The sequence below is a fragment of the Stenotrophomonas maltophilia genome, from assembly GCF_002799245.1.
GTDB lineage: Bacteria > Pseudomonadota > Gammaproteobacteria > Xanthomonadales > Xanthomonadaceae > Stenotrophomonas > Stenotrophomonas maltophilia_S.
In genome coordinates, this window is record NZ_NEQV01000007.1 from 98,678 (window position 1) to 115,549 (window position 16,872).

Sequence of the window (16,872 nt, forward strand, 5' to 3'; positions counted from 1 at the left end):
CGCGCAATGATCGTGGGGATGGGAAGGGTCAGGCCGGTGTGGTGACCGGCTTCTTGAGGACGCGCAGCGCGACCGCCGTGACGCCCACACCGGCCAGCAGCGCCAGCAGGTAGACACCGAGGTGGGTGACTGCGTTCGGGATTGGCAGCACGAACACACCGCCGTGCGGCACCTTCAGCTCGACGCCCGCGGCCATCGAGATCGCACCCGCCACGGCAGAGCCCAGGATCAGCGCCGGAATAGTGCGCAGGGGGTCGCGCGCGGCGTAGGGAATCGCGCCCTCGGTCACGAAACTGAGGCCGAGCACGCCCGCAGCACCGGCCGTGCCGCGTTCCTCGGCGGTGAAGCGGTTGCTGAACAACCACGTTGCCAACGCAATGCCCAGCGGCGGCGTCATGCCGCCGATCATTGTCGCCGCCATCGGCGTGTAGACCTGGCTGGAAATCAACGCGGTGGAAAACGCGTAGGAGGCCTTGTTGACCGGCCCGCCCATGTCCACGGCCATCATTCCACCCAGCAGCAGGCCGAGCAGGATCGCGCTGCTGCCCTGCATGCCACGCAGCCAGTCGGTCAGCCAGGCCAGCAGTCCGGCGACCGGCGTGCCGATCACGTACATCATCAGCAGGCCGACCAGCAGCGTGCCCAGCACGGGCAGGATCAGCACCGGCTTGAGGCCTTCCAGGCTGCGCGGCAGGCGCAGCGCACGGTTGATCCAGTGCACGCCATAACCGGCGATGAAGCCGGCAAGGATGCCGCCGATGAAGCCAGCATCCATGTTCACCGCAACCAGCCCGCCGATCATGCCGGGCGCGATGCCGGGGCGGTCGGCGATGGAGTAGGCGATGTAACCGGCCAGTGCCGGCACCATCAACATGAAGCCGGACTTGGCGCCGATCTGGAACAGCGACCAGGCCAGCGTGCCCTTGTGTGCATCGTCGAAGGCGTAGATGCCGCCAAGTGCGAACGCCAGGGCGATCAGCAGACCGCCGGCGGTTACAAACGGCAGCATGAACGACACGCCGGTCATCAGGTGCCTGTAGGGGCCGGTGGCCTTGCTCTTTTCGGTCGTGCGGCCGGCAGCCGCCGTGCCGGACTGCACGCTGGCCTCGGCCAGCGCCTTGCGGATCAGGTTCTGGCCATCGTTGATCGCCGGTTTGGTGCCGCTCTTGAACACTCGCTTGCCGGCGAAGCGCGAAAGCTCGACCTCGCGGTCGGCGGCAATCAGCACCAGGTCGGCGGCGGCGATTTCCTCATCACTCAATGCGTCCTGCGCGCCGACCGAACCCTGGGTCTCGACCCGAATCGCGAGGCCCAACGCCGTTGCGGCCTGCTGCAGGCCCTCCGCCGCCATGAAGGTGTGGGCGATGCCGGTCGGGCAGGAGGTAACGGCGACGATACGCTTGACCACGTTCGCATCGGCGTCACTGGTCGGTGCGGCCACGAGCGGTGCGAGCGCGGCAACCGGGTCGTCCAGAACCTCGCCGAGGCTGGCACGCACGATCCGGGCATTGCCGAAGCGCGCGGTGTCCGCCTCGCCATCGCCCACCAGCAGCAACTGCGTTGCGGCGGCAGCGTGCGGGGTGGGCAGTGCGCCGGTCACGCCCTGCTCGCTGCGGACTTCGATCGCTAGTTCGAACCCTTGCTGGCGGGCAGCGCGGCGCAGTGCTTCAGCGGCTAGAACCGCTTCGATGCTGCGTTCACCAGCGGCGATGACTACGGTGGAAGCTTGCATGGGAACTCCTGGAATTCTTCGGGTTCGTCCTTGCAGGAGGCACTACAGACGGCCCGAGGCCCGCCGCAGCTCTCCTGAAGTGATTTCAATCCAACCGCTCGATCAGTACATCGCCGGTCCACTCACGCACCTGGGCCGGGTCCAGCCTTCGTGCGTCGCCGCTTTCCAGCCGGACCATCGAGAACGCCGTCGCCAATCGTGCGCAACCGGCCAGGTCGAGGGCGGGGTCCAGCAATGCGGCGGCGATACCGGCGACCATGGCGTCGCCCGCGCCGACCGTGCTGCCCTGTGCCAGTCGAGTCGGTCGCGCTACCAGGGCGCCGTGGCGATCAACGAACAGCGCGCCGTCGGTGCCCATCGAGATCGCCACCAGTGCAACCCCACGTTCAACCAGTGCCTGGCCAGCCGCCCGCAGGGCGCCGCAATCCGGCAGCGGCGTGCCGGTCCAGGCCTCCAGTTCGTGGCGGTTGGGCTTGATCGCGTGGGGCAGTGGGCGCTGTGCGCCGCTCAAGGCGGCGGCAAGTGCGTCGCCGCTGGTGTCCAGCAGCACGCGCGCGCCGCCGGCACTGGCCTGCGCCAGCAATCGCGCCCATGCATCGGCCGGCAGCCCCGAAGGAAGGCTGCCGGACAGCACCACCGGCAGGTCCGGCTGCAGCAGGGCGGCGAGTCGGCGGGACACTGCGTCCAGATCGGCATCGCCCAGCGTCAGACCGGGCAGATTGATGTCGGTGGTCTCGCCGTTGGCCTCTTCGACCAGCTTGATGTTGGTGCGGGTCCGGCCCGGAATGCGCAGGCAGCCGTCTGCGATGCGCCGCGCCGAGAACAGTGCGTTGAACACGCCGTCGTTGCCGTCGCCGAGCACGCCCAGCGCGGTGGTCTGCACGCCCCAGTCGGCCAGGCAGGCGGCGACGTTGATGCCCTTGCCGCCGGCGTCATCGCGGGTGCTGCGGGCGCGGTGCACGTGGCCGGGCTGCAGGCGCGCCAACCGCACGGTCTGGTCGATCGCCGGGTTCAGGGTGATGGTGACGGCATGTGCACTCATGCGTGCGCTCCATCCAGGGCGCGCACCTGCTGCGCGGTTTCGCAGTCCAGCGCGCTGCCGGCCAGCGCCTGCAGATCAGCCAGTGTGTTGCCGCGCAGGCGTGCTTTCACGGCCGGGATGTCGTTCGGGGTCATCGACAGTTCGTCCACGCCCAGGCCGGCCAGCAGCATCGCGCCAAAGGGATCACCGGCCAGGCCGCCGCAGACGCCAACCCAGCGCCCCTGCGTGCGTGCACCTTCCACAGTGGCGCGGATCGCGCGCAGCACGGCAGGATGCAGGCTGTCGGCCTCTGCAGCCAGTTCAGGGTTCTGGCGGTCGATCGCCAGCACGTACTGGGTCAGGTCGTTGGTACCGATCGAGAAGAAGTCGGCGTGGCGGGCCAGTACATCACTCTGTGCCGCGGCTGCCGGCACTTCGATCATGATGCCGATCGGCACTTCGGGGGCCTCGAGTTCGGTGCGCAGCCGCTCGCAGATGGCGCGCAGTGCGACCAGCTCCGGCACCGAGGTGATCATCGGGAACATGATGGACAGGCGTGCGCCATCCTTCGCTGCGCGATACAGCGCACGCAGCTGCGGCTCCAGCAGGTCGGGGCGACGCAGCAGCAGGCGCGCGCCGCGCACGCCGAGGAACGGGTTTTCCTCGTGTGGCAACTCCAGATGCGCAACCTGCTTGTCGCCACCGATGTCGAGTGCGCGCACGATCAGCGGGCGGCCGTCCAGCGCTTTTGCCATCGCCATGTAGGTTGCGTACTGCTCATCCTCGCTGGGCGTGCTGCCACGTTCGAGGAACAGGAATTCGGTACGCATCAGGCCAACGCCCTCCGCGCCTTGTTCCAGCGCCAACGGCACCTGCTCGGGCAGGTTGACGTTGGCACCGATGTCGATGCGGTGGCCGTCGGTGGTCTGCGCGGGCTGCGCGCGTTGCGCGGCTTCGCGTTCGCGGATCTGCTGCTGTTCGGCGATCCAGGTGCGTGCCGAGGCCAGATCGCCTTCGGAGGGGGACAGATAGAGCCGCCCGCTGCTGCCGTCGATGATCGCCTCGCTGCCCGCGCGGATCGCGAGCAGTTCCGCGCCGCCGGCAACCAGTGCCGGCAGGCCGAGCGTGCGCGAGAGGATCGCGGTGTGCGAGGTCGGGCCGCCCTGCGCGGTGGCGAGGCCCAGCACGCGGCCGGTGTCGAGGTTGGCGGTGTCCGACGGCGACAGATCGGCGGCCAGCAGGATGCACGGTTGCGCTGGCAGATCGGCGAGGCCGCCGCCGGCGGCGGACGGATCGAGCTGCGCCAGTACGCGCCGGCCGACGTCGCGCAGGTCGGCGGCGCGGCCCGCCAGCACCGGGTTGCCCAGCGCCGCCAGCCCGGAGGCGATCTGCTCGATGGCCTGATGCCACGACCACGCGACGCCATGGCCTTCAACCATCAGCTGGCAGGTGCGGGTGATCAGGTCCGTGTCGTCGAGCAGCGTGGCCTGAGCCTTGAAGATCGCCGCATCCGAGGCGCCGAGCCTGCGCTGGGTGTCGTCCTGCAGGGCAGCCAGTTGCTGGCGGGTGCGGCTGAGCGCGTCCTGCAGGCGCGCGCCGCCTTCGCCCAGCGGGGTGGGGCGGTCGGCCACTTCGGTATGCATGCTGGCCAGCACGTGCACCGGGCCGATCGCCAGCCCGGGGCTGGCGCCGATACCGACGATCGCCGCCTGTGCTTCAGGCGGATTCCAGCCCGCAACGGGCGCGGCCTTGCGCTGTGCTGCGCGCTCGGCATCAGCCTTTTCCTGCGCGACCAGCCCGTCCATGACCTTGCGCAGTGCGGTCAACAGGGCGGGGGCATCGGCCCCCTCGGCAGACACGCTGACCGCATCGCCATGGCGCAGCCCGAGTTGCAGCAGCGTGACCAGGCTCTTGGCATCGGCCGCCTGATCGCCGGCACGCACCTGGGCGCGGGCGGTGAAGCCGCGCGCCGTCTCGGCCCAGCGTGTGGCCGGACGCGCGTGCAGCCCGCTGGGGTAGGCGATGGTCCAGTCGAAACGCTCGGCCAGATCAGCCACCGGCACGTTGGCAGCCGTGATCACAACATCGCCGGTCAGCGCGTTGACGATCTCGCTCGCATCGGTGGTGGTGAACAAGCGTTGCAGCGTGGCGTCATCCTGGATCAGCCGGGTCAGCCGCCGCAGCAGGGTGATGTGGGTATCGGACTGGGCGGCGATGCCGACCACCAGGCGGGTGATCTGGCCCGGATTCCATTCCACGCCTCCCGGAAACTGCAGCACCGCAATGCCATCGTGGCGTACCAGATGGCGGTCCTCGCCCAGCCCGTGCGGGATGGCCACGCCATGGCCGAGGAAGGTATTGGCCAGCGCTTCGCGGCGCCCCATGCTGGCTTCGTACCCCGGCGCCACGCAGCCGGCGGCCACCAGCATCTGGGCCACCTGGGCGATGGCATCGGTCTTGTCGTGTGCCCGAGCGTTCAGGCGGATCAATTCCCGGCTGACGGGGGCGGGGGAGGTCAGGGGAGGCAAGGCGGGCTCCGGGAGGGGGGGGGGCTGTGATGTATTGGGAACGTTCCCACTCGTCATTTCAATGTGCACTGCACAAAAAGCCAATAGTCCTTTGGCGTTAGCATTGCCCTGAACGGCCATTCGGCCATGAACAGCGCCAGTTTCCGGGAACGTTTCCAATGAGCATCAGCATCAACGACGTCGCACGCGTGGCAGGGGTATCCAAATCCACAGTGTCACGGGTGCTCGGGGGCGGCCCGGTCAGCGAGGAGGTACGCGGCCGGGTCGAGGTGGCGATCCGCCAGACCGGCTATCGGCCCAACCTGCAGGCAAGACGCCTGCGCTCCCGGCACACCGGCATCATCGGATTGATCGTGGCAGACATCCGCAACCCGTTCTTCACTGCGCTGATCCGCGCGGTGGAGGAGGTCGCCTATCGCGAAGGTCTGCGCGTCACCCTCTGCAACACCGACGAGGACCCCGAGCGCGAGGCGCTGTACCTGCAATTGATGCACGAGGAGCGCATCAGTGGACTGATCTTCGCGCCAACCCGCACCACGGTGGGCCGGCTGGAGCGGCTTGCGCTGGACTATCCGACGGTGCTGGTGGACCGTGCCGTGCCCGGCGGGGCGATCGACAGCGTCGTCCTCGACAACCCTGCGGCGATGGGCGGTTTGGTCGAACATCTGGTCGAGCGTGGCTATCGCCGCATCGGCGGCTTGTTCGGCAGTACCAGCACCACCGCGTCCGAACGCCGCGACGGCTATCTGGCCGCGATGCGCACGCACGGCCTGGAGCCGGAATACCGGGAGGTTGAGCCCACGGCCGAAGCCGCCATCGCAACGGCCGGACAGTGGCTGGCTGGCCCATCGAGGCCCGAGGCGCTGGTCACCAGCAACAGCCTGCTGCTCATGGGAGCATTGAAGGCGGCCCGCAGCGCGGGGCTGTCGATTCCAGGGGCGCTGGCGCTGGCGGGTTTCGACAACGAGCGTTGGACCGAGCTGGTCGAACCGGGCATCACGGTGGTCGAACAACCGGTCGAAGAAATGGGGCGTGCAGCCATGTCGCTGTTGCTCGAGCGCCTGCGCACGCCGGAACTGCCGGTGCGCAGACTGGTGATGACGGGCCGATGCGTGGTGAGGGGATCGACGGCCTCGCGATAGTCCAACAGGAGCGAGCTCATCGGGGTGCTTGCGAAGGGGTCGATTTGGGATGTTTATCGGGGGTAGGGCGAGTGTCCACTTCTGGTCGAAAGCGGACATCGCGGGGGGAGGCGATTGACCTGCGTTGATGCGGGTCGGCGGCGCGGATAGGGTGCCGGAGCACCCATGGTCGTGATGCACCAATCGGATAGCCGCTTAAGACCCCATCCACATGCCTGCATCGCCCCGTGAGGCATCTACCTCTGTAGTATCCAACCCATCAGAGCAGGCTAGGCTGGTACGGCTCATATGATATGAGTGGGCAATATCGGTCGCTGCGATGCCAAGCTATCTACGCGACGAGGGTGCGGAGCCGCGTTTAGCTGCACGCCGCCTCCGGCGTTGCAACCGATCTCGCAGGGAACCACCCTGGATTCGAACGGATCACCCCGAACAGCTTGGCCGGAATCTTCAAACCAACAGCCTCCGCGTCAGGATCCAGCGCCGTCACGATGTCACCCTCGCGCGCCGCCACCGCTTTCTCCACCCACTGCGAATCCAGCACCAGGCCACGTCCAACCACAGCAAGAGACAACCCTCCGTCCAGAGCGGTGCGAGCATCCCGGGGCAGTCGTAGCTCGCCTGCGGCCATCAATGGCAGGCGTCCGCCAACGCGCTCAATGAACAGCTCGGCGGTGGTTTGCTCATCATCCGCATCCAGAGGCTTGCCTGCCAGGACGTTGTAAAGCGATACATGCAGGTAGTCGAGGTTGCCCTCTTCAATCAGCGTGTCCACCAATGCCAGTGCATCCCCGACACGCAACGCACCGTCACCCGGTTCCTCCGGCGAAATCCGATACCCCAGCAGGAAGGGGCGCTGGGCGCGAAGCGAGATCACGCGACGCACTTCGCGTACGACCTCAAGGGGGAAGCGCATCCGCGCCTCCAGTGAACCTCCCCACTCGTCGGAGCGATGATTGAACAGCGGCGACAGGAAGTTCTGGATCAGGAAGCCATGTGCCCCATGGAGCTCCACGCCATCGAATCCGGCCTCGATCGCGCGACGGGTGGCCTCGCCAAAGTCATGGATGACTGCCAGGATCTCATCAGGGTCAAGTGCGCGGCTGGCCACTTCTCCATTGTTGAAGGGCCCTTTCGGCGCGGCCATGGCACTTGCGCTTACCAGCTCGCCCTCCGGGATCAGCGACGGCACCGCTTTGTTACCCGCGTGGAAGATCTGGAGGACTGCAGGAGCGCCGCCGCTCTTTGCGGCCTGTGCAAGCTTCCGCAAGCTTGGGATGAATTGATCATCATGGGACGCGAACTCGTCGGAGAAGCCGACGCCGTTGGCTTGCACCTGGGTACAGCCCGTCAGCACAAGGCCGACGCCCTGCACGCGTTCGCGGTAATAGGACAGCTCCTCGTCGGAAACTGTCTGGTCTGGGTTCGAGGACCAGGTCGTCATCGGTGCCATCACGATTCGGTTGCGCAGCACCGTGCCGTTGCTGAACACGTAGGGTTCAAGCAGTAGATCATTCATCATTGCGTTCACATGGTTGGTGCACCCCACTGATGGGGCGCACAATGGTTTCAATTTCCACTCGTATTAAAGAGGCGAGTCCGGGTTGATTCCGAACCATTCCCGGTCAATCGCCTCAAGCATCTCTTCAGGTGACAGCTGCCGTGTCATACGGCCACGGAGTAGCTGCCGATGCTCGAACGAGCGCGCTCCGCGGCTCATCACCTTGTCCCGGAACGCCGAGATGTATTCATCGCCAATGTGGCTGTTGTACGTGTTGAACAGCACCACGTGCTTGCCATCAAAGCGGTTGTTCTCGACGAATGACCAGATGGGCGAAGCGGGGCTGTAGAGCCAGACCGGGGAGCCCAGCCAGACCGCGTCGAAGGACGCCAGGTCAATGGTCTTCGGCCACGTCCTCGGCAGCGCCCCTGCGTCCCGTTTCAACGCCACTGCGGCTTTCAACGCCCCCACCAGACTGCCGACACCAATTTCATGGTTGGGCACATTCAGTGCGTAGAGCCGCGCTTGTAGATGCCTGGCGACATGCCGGGCTGCAAGGCCCGTGTTCCCGGAGCGCGAGTAATACACCACCGCAACACCGGATACGCGCGCGTCTGCGCTCGGCATGTAGGGCTCGATCCCCGCAGTCTCGCCGGCCTGCCGTCGCTCGATGACACTCACTGCAAGCAGGACGGCAAATGCCGCGAGAGACGCCACTACGATCGAGGCGCCGATGATCTGGATCCAGGAAATGCGCCTCACCTCCTGTTCCTCAGAAGTCAGTGGAGCGGGTCAGTTCCTCGAACCTGCCCGTCTCGGCAATTCGGCCTTCCAGCGTCGGCATGACGAAGTCCACTGCATCGTTGCCGATGAGCAGCTGCCGCGGCGGATGCGCCATGCCGGCGACCTGAAGGACGACCTGTGCAAGCTTGGCCGGGTCTCCCTGCTGCTGGCCATCTGCCGATGCCAGCAGGCTTCGGGCGTTTCCAAACGGTGCATAGTCGGCAATCGACACGTCACCGTACCTGGCGGATCGGTCATTCAGGAATTCGGTACGGAAGAAGCCCGGCTCGATCGCGGTGACCTGGATCCCAAGGGGCGCCACCTCGTCTGCCAGCGCCAGCGTCATTCCTTCAACGGCGAACTTCGACGCCGAATAGAACGTTGCATTGGCAACAGCCTTCACGCCTGCAATGGACGAGGTGTTGATCACGCGCCCACGGCCTTGACGACGCATCACCGGCAGCACCGCCCTGAGCACATTCGCCATGCCAAAGACATTCGTGGCGAACTGCTGCTCGATCTGCGCGGCGGTTGCCTCCTCGAAGCGCCCGAGCAGGCAGAAGCCGGCGTTGTTGATCAGTACGTCAATCCTCCCGAAGCGAGCAATGGCTGCGTCGACTGCGGGTTGTGCGTGCGCCTGTCTGCTCACATCAAGGACCTGAAGCTCGATACGATCCAGCGGCGCGTCTGCATAGGCAGCTCGTAGCTGTTCCATGTTGCGCCCCGTGGCCACGACACTATCGCCGTCTGCGAGCGCAGCCTTGGCGATCTCGAGGCCCATGCCGCGCGATGCACCTGTGATAAACCAGATTCTGTTCATATCAATTCTCCTGAAGCGCCAACCTCAGAGGGTCAGCTGCAGGGTAGGGCGGATAACGATGTCGTCCAGCAGCACGCCTGGCGGCTGAGCGAAGGTGTAGACCAGTGCGTTGGCGACGTCTTCCGGAAGCAGTGCGTCAATCGCTTCACGACGCTCCCGCATCACGTCCGAAGGCACGTTGTGGCCCCACTCGGTGTGCACCGCACCCGGATGAATAAGCGAGACCCGGATGCCTTGCCCTGCAAGCTCCTGGCGCAACCCGTCGGAGAACCCACTGACAGCGAACTTCGTCGCGCAGTACACCGCCCAGTTGGGGGCGCTCGTCTTCCCGCCGACACTTGAGACCGTGGAAATCATTGCCCCGGGCCGGCCCTTCATCAGTGGCAGGGCGGCGTGTGTGCAGTGGAGCACGCCATAGAGATTTGCATCTATCTGGCGGCGCCAGTCCTCAGGCGTGCTGCCCTCGAATGAGCCCGCAATGCCCATGCCGGCGTTGTTGAACAGCAGATCCAGGCCGCCAAATCGCTGGCGGACTTCGCTGAAGAGGGCCGCCACCTGGTCTGGATCCGCTACGTCGGTTGCAATGGCAAGTGCCTGCGGTCCGAGTTCGGCCGCCAAGGCCTCAATGCGGTCCTTCCGGCGCGCGGACAGCACCACCGACATGCCCTCTGCAACGAGTGCTCTCGCCGCGGCTTCGCCAATGCCACTCGAGGCACCGGTGATCACGGCGATCTTTCCTTCAATGCTACTTAGTTTCACGAGAGTATCTCTTCAGGGGCCGAACCGGATTGATTCGACCGTTTCAAGGGGGTGACGTAGCGCACCCACAGCACGTCATCCGAAAGAACCTGCGCTGACTTCAGCGTGTAGGTGCGTGGTGGCTGCGAACTCAGGCTCGCCGGGCGTTGGAACGAGGTCGGGGTGTCGTTGGCATCATCCAGGGCAGGAACGGTCACCAGGCTGATCTCGTCGATCAGTCCCGCATGGAGGAAGCTTCCATTGACGATGGGGCCTCCAGATACGACTAGTGTCTGGATGCCAAACAAGACCTTCAGCTTCTGCACCGCCAAGGCCAGATCGAGCTCATCGCCACCGGCGAAGATGTACGAGATCTTTCGCTGGTGGAGATACGAGATGTAATCATCAGAGGCGCGGTCCGTCAGCACTTCAATCAGATGCGCCTCTGGCCGCACCCCATACTGGACGGTGTTCTTGTTCCAGGGGAGCTTTCCGGAAGCATCGATGGAGACGACGAAATCACGCGCGCCAGCGTCACCGATGTAGTCCTGTCGAGCCACGCGGGGGGCCTTGGGATCAAAGCGGGGGGACCCAGTACCGGCGAAGTACGCCATCGTTACCCGGCCGCAGAGCCAGGCCTGGCTGCCAAAGCTCAGATGCGTCTCGTCATAGGCGCGCGCCAACGCAGCACGCAATGGAACCTCCATGAATGGACCGTAGGCCTTGCCAGTGATGGATGTTTCCATGTGGCAGATGATGTGGGGACGTTCCATGGATGGACCTCATTCGTTCACTAGGGGTGGACAGTCGTCTTTCGCTGTTGATCGCGCTGGCAGCGCTCAAGCAGTGCGGCTGCCAGGCTCTCCATCCGCGAAATTGCGCTGGCCAGGGATTGCAGCAGTGCCTGGCCTCCCTCGGCTGTATGCTCGACCGCGATGGCATGTATCTCGGTGATTCCAATGCGGCCCAGCGCAGCGCGCAGGCTGGACTCCAGATTGTTGAGGTGCGCGAACTCGCCGCCTTCATCCATGCCGTGGCCACCGCGCGCACTCAGCACGACCACGGGAAAGAACCGCTCGCAGAAGGCTCGTCGAGGGTCGGCGTTTTCTGCGTCATCCGGCACCGTCCGGCTTTGGTGTACAACGTTGGCAAGCCATGCTTTAAGGCACGATGGCATGGTCAGGTCGTACAACGGCGTTCCAATGACGACCATGTCTGCCCAGAACAGCTCATCCACCATCAGATCACTCTCGGCCACGGCGTCGAGCTGTGCGGGTGACAGCGGACCGCCATCACACACCGCTTGAATCCAGCGCGGACCCACCTGTTTTGGTGGTGCCGCTCCCAGATCCCTGTACTCCACTTCGCTTTCTGGCCACGCATCCAACCAGCAGTCGACGAAATGCCTGCTGAGCCGACGCGAGTAGGAGCCATGCTGGCCGTGAGGACACATGGCTCGCAGGCCCGGGCGACCACTGGCATCAAGGTGCAGGATTCTCACTGGGCGCCCGGGATCCATCGCGGTTACATGAAGTACGGCTTGTCGCCGTCGCTTCCTGGCTTGTTCAACCCTAGATTCCCACCGGTGTGGCGAGCCGGATCGACGATGATCTGGCTGATCAGGTCACCCACGCTTCTGCGGGAAACCACGGTGCCTTTGAACGGCTGGCCCTTTTCCGTGGTCTCGTAGTCCACCTCGTCCTTGTCAGTCAGCCAAGCCGGGCGCAGGATCGTGTAGTCCAGGCCCGAGGCCTCGATCGCGTCCGCTGCACGCCTGAACGGCTTGAGGTCCTCGCCGATGATGTCGTTGTTCCACTCGCCGAACTTGCCCGGGACCTCGTCGTAGATGCCCAGCGAGAGGACGAAGATCAAGCGCTTGACGCCTGCGGCGTTCATCGCGGCGATCACCGCCTGTGCTTGCTTGTCCAGGTCTTCGCCGGTCAGGTTGGCGTAGACGATGTCCTGTCCTGCGACCGCATCCTTCAGCAGCTTCTTGTCCAAGACGTTGCCGATGACCACCTTCGCGTTGGCAGGTTCTTTGCCCGTCAGTTTCTTCGGGTCACGAAGAAGCAGGGTCTGCTGGATGTTTTTCTCTGTGGCGAGCGATCTGATGACCCATTGGGCGATCTGGCCGCTTGCGCCCAGAATGAGAACGTTCTTCATGATCACGACTCCTTGTTGTCAGGCACCGATGTAGGCGCCGTTGTCTACCACCAGAACCCGCCCGGTGACGGCGCGTGCCATGTCGCTTGCCAGATAGAGGATCGCGTTCGCCTGATCCTCGGGCTGCGTGAATGGCAGGGACTGGTCGGTGTGCTTGGTGATGTAGGGAACCATCGTCGATCCGCCGGTGAGCTTGCCGGCCGCCCAGTCACGGGCCATCGGCGTATCGGTGTTACCCGGGGCCACCGCGTTGCAGCGGATGCCGGTGCCCGAGAAGCGGACTGCGATGTTGGTGGTCATCGCGTTCACGGCAGCCTTGGTGGAGACGTACGCCAGGCCGCCCAGCGGCAGTGATCCGTTCACCGAGGTAACGTTGACGATGGCGCCGGTGCCTCGCGGCATGAAGTGCCCGACGGCCTCGCGACAGAAGCGGAAGACGCCGGCGTAGTTCACCTGCACTACTTCGTCGAAGTGCTCGTCCGTGTACTCCTCGATGGACATCATGTCGCCATACCCGGCGTTGTTCACCAGGATGTCGACCTGCCCGAACGCGTCGATTGCCTTGGCGAATACCAGCCGGGGCGCTGCCGGATCGGCCGAGTCCGCGACGATGCCCAGCGCATTGCCACCGGCGTCCTGGATCTCCTTCACCACGGCATCAAGGTCGGCCTGTTTGAGCGCGGTAAGAACGACATTCGCGCCTTGCTCGACGAACAGCTTGGCCGTGGCCAGGCCGATGCCCTTGCTGGCACCGGTGATGATGGCGGTCTTTCCAGTCAGTAGAGGTTTCATGTTCACTTCCATTGCGTGTGGGTCGACCGGCGTGCATGCGCCGGTCGACCGGATGCCGTATGAGATTCGCGGCTTTCAGCTTCGGGGCCGCTTGGGATCGGGCGGCCGCCGCTCCGTCACAGGTTGGCCTTGAAGAACGGAACCACCTGGGCCATCGCGATTGCGACCGACTCCGGCTTGTCGTACAGGTCGTAGTGCGACCAGCCTTCAGCGACGACGATCTGCTTGTTCTCTGAGGCCGCGCGGCTGTAGATCTCCCAGCCATCACGATAGGCGCCGAAGCCACCGGGCTTGTCACCGATGACCACCATCAGTGGCTGGGTCAGCAGCACCTCGGCGTTGAGGAACGCATCCCAACCCATCGCCGCACCGCTGAAGGACATCAGTTGGCTGGTGGCACCATTGGGTTGCTGGCCGCGAGCCGTCTTGTAGTACTCGGTGGCTTCCAATACGTCGATATCCGTGATGCCCGCAGCCTTGCCCGCTTCAACGGAATCCGGCAGCAGGTTGGCCACATCACGCTCGGCACCCTGCGCCTGGGCCGTGCGCATGCCGGCGATATTTGCCGCCAGCTCGCGCGGCTTGAACTGCGCGAAGCCCTCGCGGATCAGGCGGCCGTAGTTCACGCCGGTGATGGACACCAGCGCCTGGATGCGGTGGTCGGTGATGCCAGCGTGGATGGTGTACGCACCGCCACCGCAGACACCGATGGCACCGATGCGGCCTGCATCGACGTACGGCAGCGATTGCAGGTAGTCGACGGCGAAGCGGATATCCGAAACGCGGATCGACGGATCTTCGATGAAGCGGGGCTCCCCGCCGCTGGCGCCCTGGAAGCTGGCATCGTGCACCAGCACCACGAAGCCCTGTTCGGCCAAGCCCTTGGCATAGACATTGCCCGCCGTCTGTTCCTTGCAGCTGCCGATGGGATGGGTACTGACGATGGCGGGGTACTTTCTGCTCTCGTCGAAATCCGCCGGGAGGTAGATGTCGGCAGCCGTCTGCCAGCCCAGGTTCTGATAGCTGACAGTCTTGATGGAAATGGAGCTCATGGCGTTCTCCTGGTCAGATGCCGCGTTCTTCAAAGACGCGACGGGCGATGCCGAGAGCGGTAGATGCGGTCGGCCAGCCGGAGTAGAAGGCGAGATGGGTGATCAGCTCGACCAGTTCTTCCCGTGTCACGCCGTTGTCCAGAGCCTTTCCGAGGTGAAAGGGCAGTTCGTTGATGCGATAGAGCGTGACCAGCGAAGACACGGTGATCAGGCTGCGATCGCGGGGGGACAGGCCTGGCCGCTCCCACAGGTCGCCGAAGAGAACGCGGACTGTGTAGTCCGCCAGCGCGGGGGCGATATCGCCCCAGGCCGCCTGGGCCGCCGAAGGTGCCTTGTCCTTCGATGATGTGGATGTAGTCATGTTCTGCTCACGTATTCGATGGGATGCCCAGGCGGCCCGGCATTGCCGTAGCCGCCTCACCGGGCATCTGGATTACTTCAGACGGGTCTGGAAGAACGGGGCCAGGACCGAAACCGCCTCATCGACGAACTTCGGTACGTCATACAGCGACATGTGATTTGCACCCTCAACCACATGCAGGGACTTGTCCTTGCTTGCGGCCCGGGCCAGCAGGTCATCGCTCATCCACTTGCTCCCCGCAACGCTGCCGGCCACCGCCAGGATCGGCTGGGTCAGGAATGCCTCGGCCTTGTTGTAGGCGTCGTAGGTGATGATCTGGTTGAGGTTGCGGGTCAGCGCGAAGCCCGGGGCATTGGGATGTTCGGCGCGCGGGGTGTGGTAGTACTCCCATGCTTCGCGCAGCTCGGCATTGGGCGCGTCTTCTTCGCGCAGCGGTGCCAGAGGAATGGTCGCGAACTCGCCCGAAGCGATGTCGGTGGTGCGCGCATTGGAGCCGAAGTCCAGGTAGCCCACGGCATCGGCGTCCTTGACCGTGTTCTCCCAGCCATTGCGGAACATCTGGCCGATGTTGACCGCACTGACCATGCCCAGTGCCTTGATGCGACGATCGTTGATGGCGGCGTTGGCGCTGTAACCAGCGCCGGCGCATATACCCATCGCACCGATCTTGTCCTGGTCCACGTAGGGGAGGGTGGTCAGGTAGTCGATGACCGCACTCACATCCTCGGTGCTGACATAGGGGTTCTCCAGCTGCCGCGGTTCGCCGGTGCTCGCGCCCTGGTACGAACGGTCGAAGGCAATCGTGACCAGGCCTGCTTCGGCCAGCTTCCTGGCGTACAGTCCGGCGGTCTGCTCCTTCACGCCACCACCGGGATGGGACACGACGACTGCCGGGTACTTTCGGGCTTCGTCAAAGCCTTCCGGGAAGTACAGGGTGGCCGCCGTGGTGACGCCCTGGCCATTGAGATTCTTGAACGTGACGTTGCGCATGTACGTGCTCCGGTGTGGGTGTGAGGTGGCCGGCTCTGCTGCCGACAGAGCCCATCCTATTGACCGGATTGGGTCCAATAAATAGTCTTCCGGATACATGAGCCGTAAGAAGAACTAAACAATGCCCATCGAACCCTCGCTCGTAACGTCCCTGACCTGGTTCGCCCATATCGCCCGGCATCGCAGCTTCACCAAGGCGGCCACCGAGATGGAGATCACACGGGCAGCGCTCTCCCAGCACCTCAAAGCACTGGAGGAGCGGCTGGATGTCAGGCTGCTGCACCGCACCACCCGGAACATGTCGCTGACCGAAGAAGGACAGCAGCTGCTGGACGTGCTGCAGCCGGCACTGACGGCGATCGAGAAAGCCGTGGAGGAACTGGGGGAGGTCCATGCAGAGCCTTCGGGTGTGATCCGCATGAACTCTTCGCGCATCGCGTCACGACTTCTGCTGGAGCCGCACATGGGCGAGTTCCTGGCACGTTATCCCAAGCTACGGCTTGAACTGATCATGGATGACGGCTTTTCCAATCTGGTGGCCAACGGTCTGGACGCCGGCATCCGCCTGGGCGAGAGCCTGGACGAGCACATGGTGGCCGTGCCGATCACGCCCCCCTTGGAGATGGCGATCGTCGGATCCCCGGCCTACTTCGAGCAGCACGGTATACCCGAGACTCCCGCTGATCTGATCCGGCACAACTGCCTGGCCTACCGGTTCACGTCCAGTGGGACGATCGACCACTGGACGTTCACTGCACCAGATGGCCAAGGCCGAAAGCTGGTCTTCGAACCGCAGGGCAACGCGGTGTTCAACGACGACGACAGCATGCTCCGGGCAGCGCTGCAGGGTGTGGGACTGATTCGCCACATCGATCTGTGCGTCAGCGAGCACCTGGCCAGCGGTGCACTGGTGCGCGTGCTGGCGCCGTGGTGCCGTCCATTTCCCGGCTTCTTCCTGTACGTCCCATCGCGCGCCCAGATGCCGGCGAAGGTCCGGGCATTGATGGACTTCCTGGTCGAACGACGTGAGCAGCTGGCCTCACCGCAGCGCAGACGCGTGGTGGCCGAAGATCGTCGCGCAAAGAGAAGGCACGGCAGCCGACCCAAGGCATTGCCCACCGGGTAGCTGGGATTCAACGTCCGCGCGGAGTTGCGATGGCTCCGGGCATTGCCGACCCTGCTCATGCAGGGTCTCGGCGTTTGTTTATCTGGCCTAACGACTCATGTACCTGGAAGCGCATTTATCCGG

16 protein-coding genes are annotated in these 16,872 nt (G+C 64.7%); 2 read left to right on the forward strand and 14 right to left on the reverse strand.

Features of this window, described 5'->3' with window-relative positions:
- Positions 1–28 precede the first annotated feature (28 nt).
- From B9Y64_RS18895 to ptsP, 3 genes are all read right to left on the reverse strand, one after another.
- On the reverse strand, positions 29–1,732 hold the full coding sequence (locus B9Y64_RS18895; RefSeq protein ID WP_100442023.1) for a PTS fructose transporter subunit IIC: 1,704 nt from the start codon (positions 1,730–1,732) through the stop codon (positions 29–31).
- 85 nt (positions 1,733–1,817) lie between these two features.
- A complete protein-coding gene (locus tag B9Y64_RS18900; protein WP_100442024.1) occupies positions 1,818–2,774 on the reverse strand; it encodes a 1-phosphofructokinase family hexose kinase in 957 nt (318 codons plus the stop codon).
- A complete protein-coding gene (gene ptsP / locus B9Y64_RS18905) occupies positions 2,771–5,281 on the reverse strand; it encodes a phosphoenolpyruvate--protein phosphotransferase (RefSeq protein WP_100442025.1) in 2,511 nt (836 codons plus the stop codon). The genes B9Y64_RS18900 and ptsP overlap by 4 nt, the downstream gene beginning before the upstream one ends.
- Before the next feature lie 158 nt (positions 5,282–5,439).
- On the opposite strand from ptsP, the gene B9Y64_RS18910 reads away from it, so the two are divergent.
- Complete coding sequence (locus B9Y64_RS18910) at positions 5,440–6,423, forward strand: LacI family DNA-binding transcriptional regulator (RefSeq protein WP_100442026.1); 984 nt, start codon at positions 5,440–5,442, stop codon at positions 6,421–6,423.
- A gap of 358 nt (positions 6,424–6,781) precedes the next feature.
- Here the strand turns inward: B9Y64_RS18910 and B9Y64_RS18915 are convergent, their stop codons facing one another.
- The 11 genes from B9Y64_RS18915 to B9Y64_RS18965 all read right to left on the reverse strand — a co-directional run bounded on the left by B9Y64_RS18915 (position 6,782) and on the right by B9Y64_RS18965 (position 15,623).
- Positions 6,782–7,942, reverse strand: a complete 1,161-nt coding sequence (locus B9Y64_RS18915; RefSeq protein ID WP_100442099.1) for an NADH-dependent flavin oxidoreductase — start codon at positions 7,940–7,942, stop codon at positions 6,782–6,784.
- Between the two features lie 66 nt (positions 7,943–8,008).
- A complete protein-coding gene (locus tag B9Y64_RS18920) occupies positions 8,009–8,686 on the reverse strand; it encodes a flavodoxin family protein (protein WP_202909084.1) in 678 nt (225 codons plus the stop codon).
- 10 nt (positions 8,687–8,696) lie between these two features.
- Positions 8,697–9,527 carry an SDR family NAD(P)-dependent oxidoreductase gene (locus B9Y64_RS18925; protein WP_100442027.1) on the reverse strand — a complete coding sequence of 277 codons (831 nt, stop codon included), beginning with the start codon at positions 9,525–9,527 and terminating at the stop codon, positions 8,697–8,699.
- A 24-nt stretch (positions 9,528–9,551) separates the two neighbouring features.
- Entirely contained in the window at positions 9,552–10,253 is a 702-nt protein-coding gene (locus tag B9Y64_RS18930; protein WP_202909085.1) for an SDR family oxidoreductase, read from the reverse strand.
- Between the two features lie 29 nt (positions 10,254–10,282).
- A complete protein-coding gene (locus B9Y64_RS18935) occupies positions 10,283–11,038 on the reverse strand; it encodes a dihydrofolate reductase family protein (RefSeq protein ID WP_100442029.1) in 756 nt (251 codons plus the stop codon).
- 20 nt (positions 11,039–11,058) lie between these two features.
- Positions 11,059–11,766 (reverse strand): FMN-dependent NADH-azoreductase, encoded by a 708-nt coding sequence (locus B9Y64_RS18940; protein WP_202909086.1) that lies wholly within the window; start codon positions 11,764–11,766, stop codon positions 11,059–11,061.
- Positions 11,767–11,789: 23 nt separating this feature from the next.
- On the reverse strand, positions 11,790–12,428 hold the full coding sequence (locus tag B9Y64_RS18945; RefSeq protein ID WP_100442031.1) for an SDR family oxidoreductase: 639 nt from the start codon (positions 12,426–12,428) through the stop codon (positions 11,790–11,792).
- An 18-nt stretch (positions 12,429–12,446) separates the two neighbouring features.
- The gene (locus B9Y64_RS18950) at positions 12,447–13,220 is read right to left on the reverse strand and encodes an SDR family NAD(P)-dependent oxidoreductase (RefSeq protein WP_100442032.1); all 774 of its coding nucleotides are present in this window, start codon (positions 13,218–13,220) and stop codon (positions 12,447–12,449) included.
- A gap of 116 nt (positions 13,221–13,336) precedes the next feature.
- Positions 13,337–14,272, reverse strand: coding sequence for an alpha/beta hydrolase (locus tag B9Y64_RS18955; protein ID WP_100442033.1), 936 nt, complete (start codon positions 14,270–14,272; stop codon positions 13,337–13,339).
- 13 nt (positions 14,273–14,285) lie between these two features.
- Positions 14,286–14,633: a carboxymuconolactone decarboxylase family protein gene (locus B9Y64_RS18960; protein WP_100442034.1), complete on the reverse strand. Its 348-nt coding sequence runs from the start codon at positions 14,631–14,633 to the stop codon at positions 14,286–14,288.
- A 72-nt stretch (positions 14,634–14,705) separates the two neighbouring features.
- Positions 14,706–15,623 carry an alpha/beta hydrolase gene (locus tag B9Y64_RS18965; protein ID WP_100442035.1) on the reverse strand — a complete coding sequence of 306 codons (918 nt, stop codon included), beginning with the start codon at positions 15,621–15,623 and terminating at the stop codon, positions 14,706–14,708.
- Between the two features lie 121 nt (positions 15,624–15,744).
- Between B9Y64_RS18965 and B9Y64_RS18970 the strand changes: the two genes are divergently transcribed.
- Positions 15,745–16,749, forward strand: coding sequence for a LysR family transcriptional regulator (locus B9Y64_RS18970; RefSeq protein ID WP_100442036.1), 1,005 nt, complete (start codon positions 15,745–15,747; stop codon positions 16,747–16,749).
- Positions 16,750–16,872: the final 123 nt, after the last annotated feature.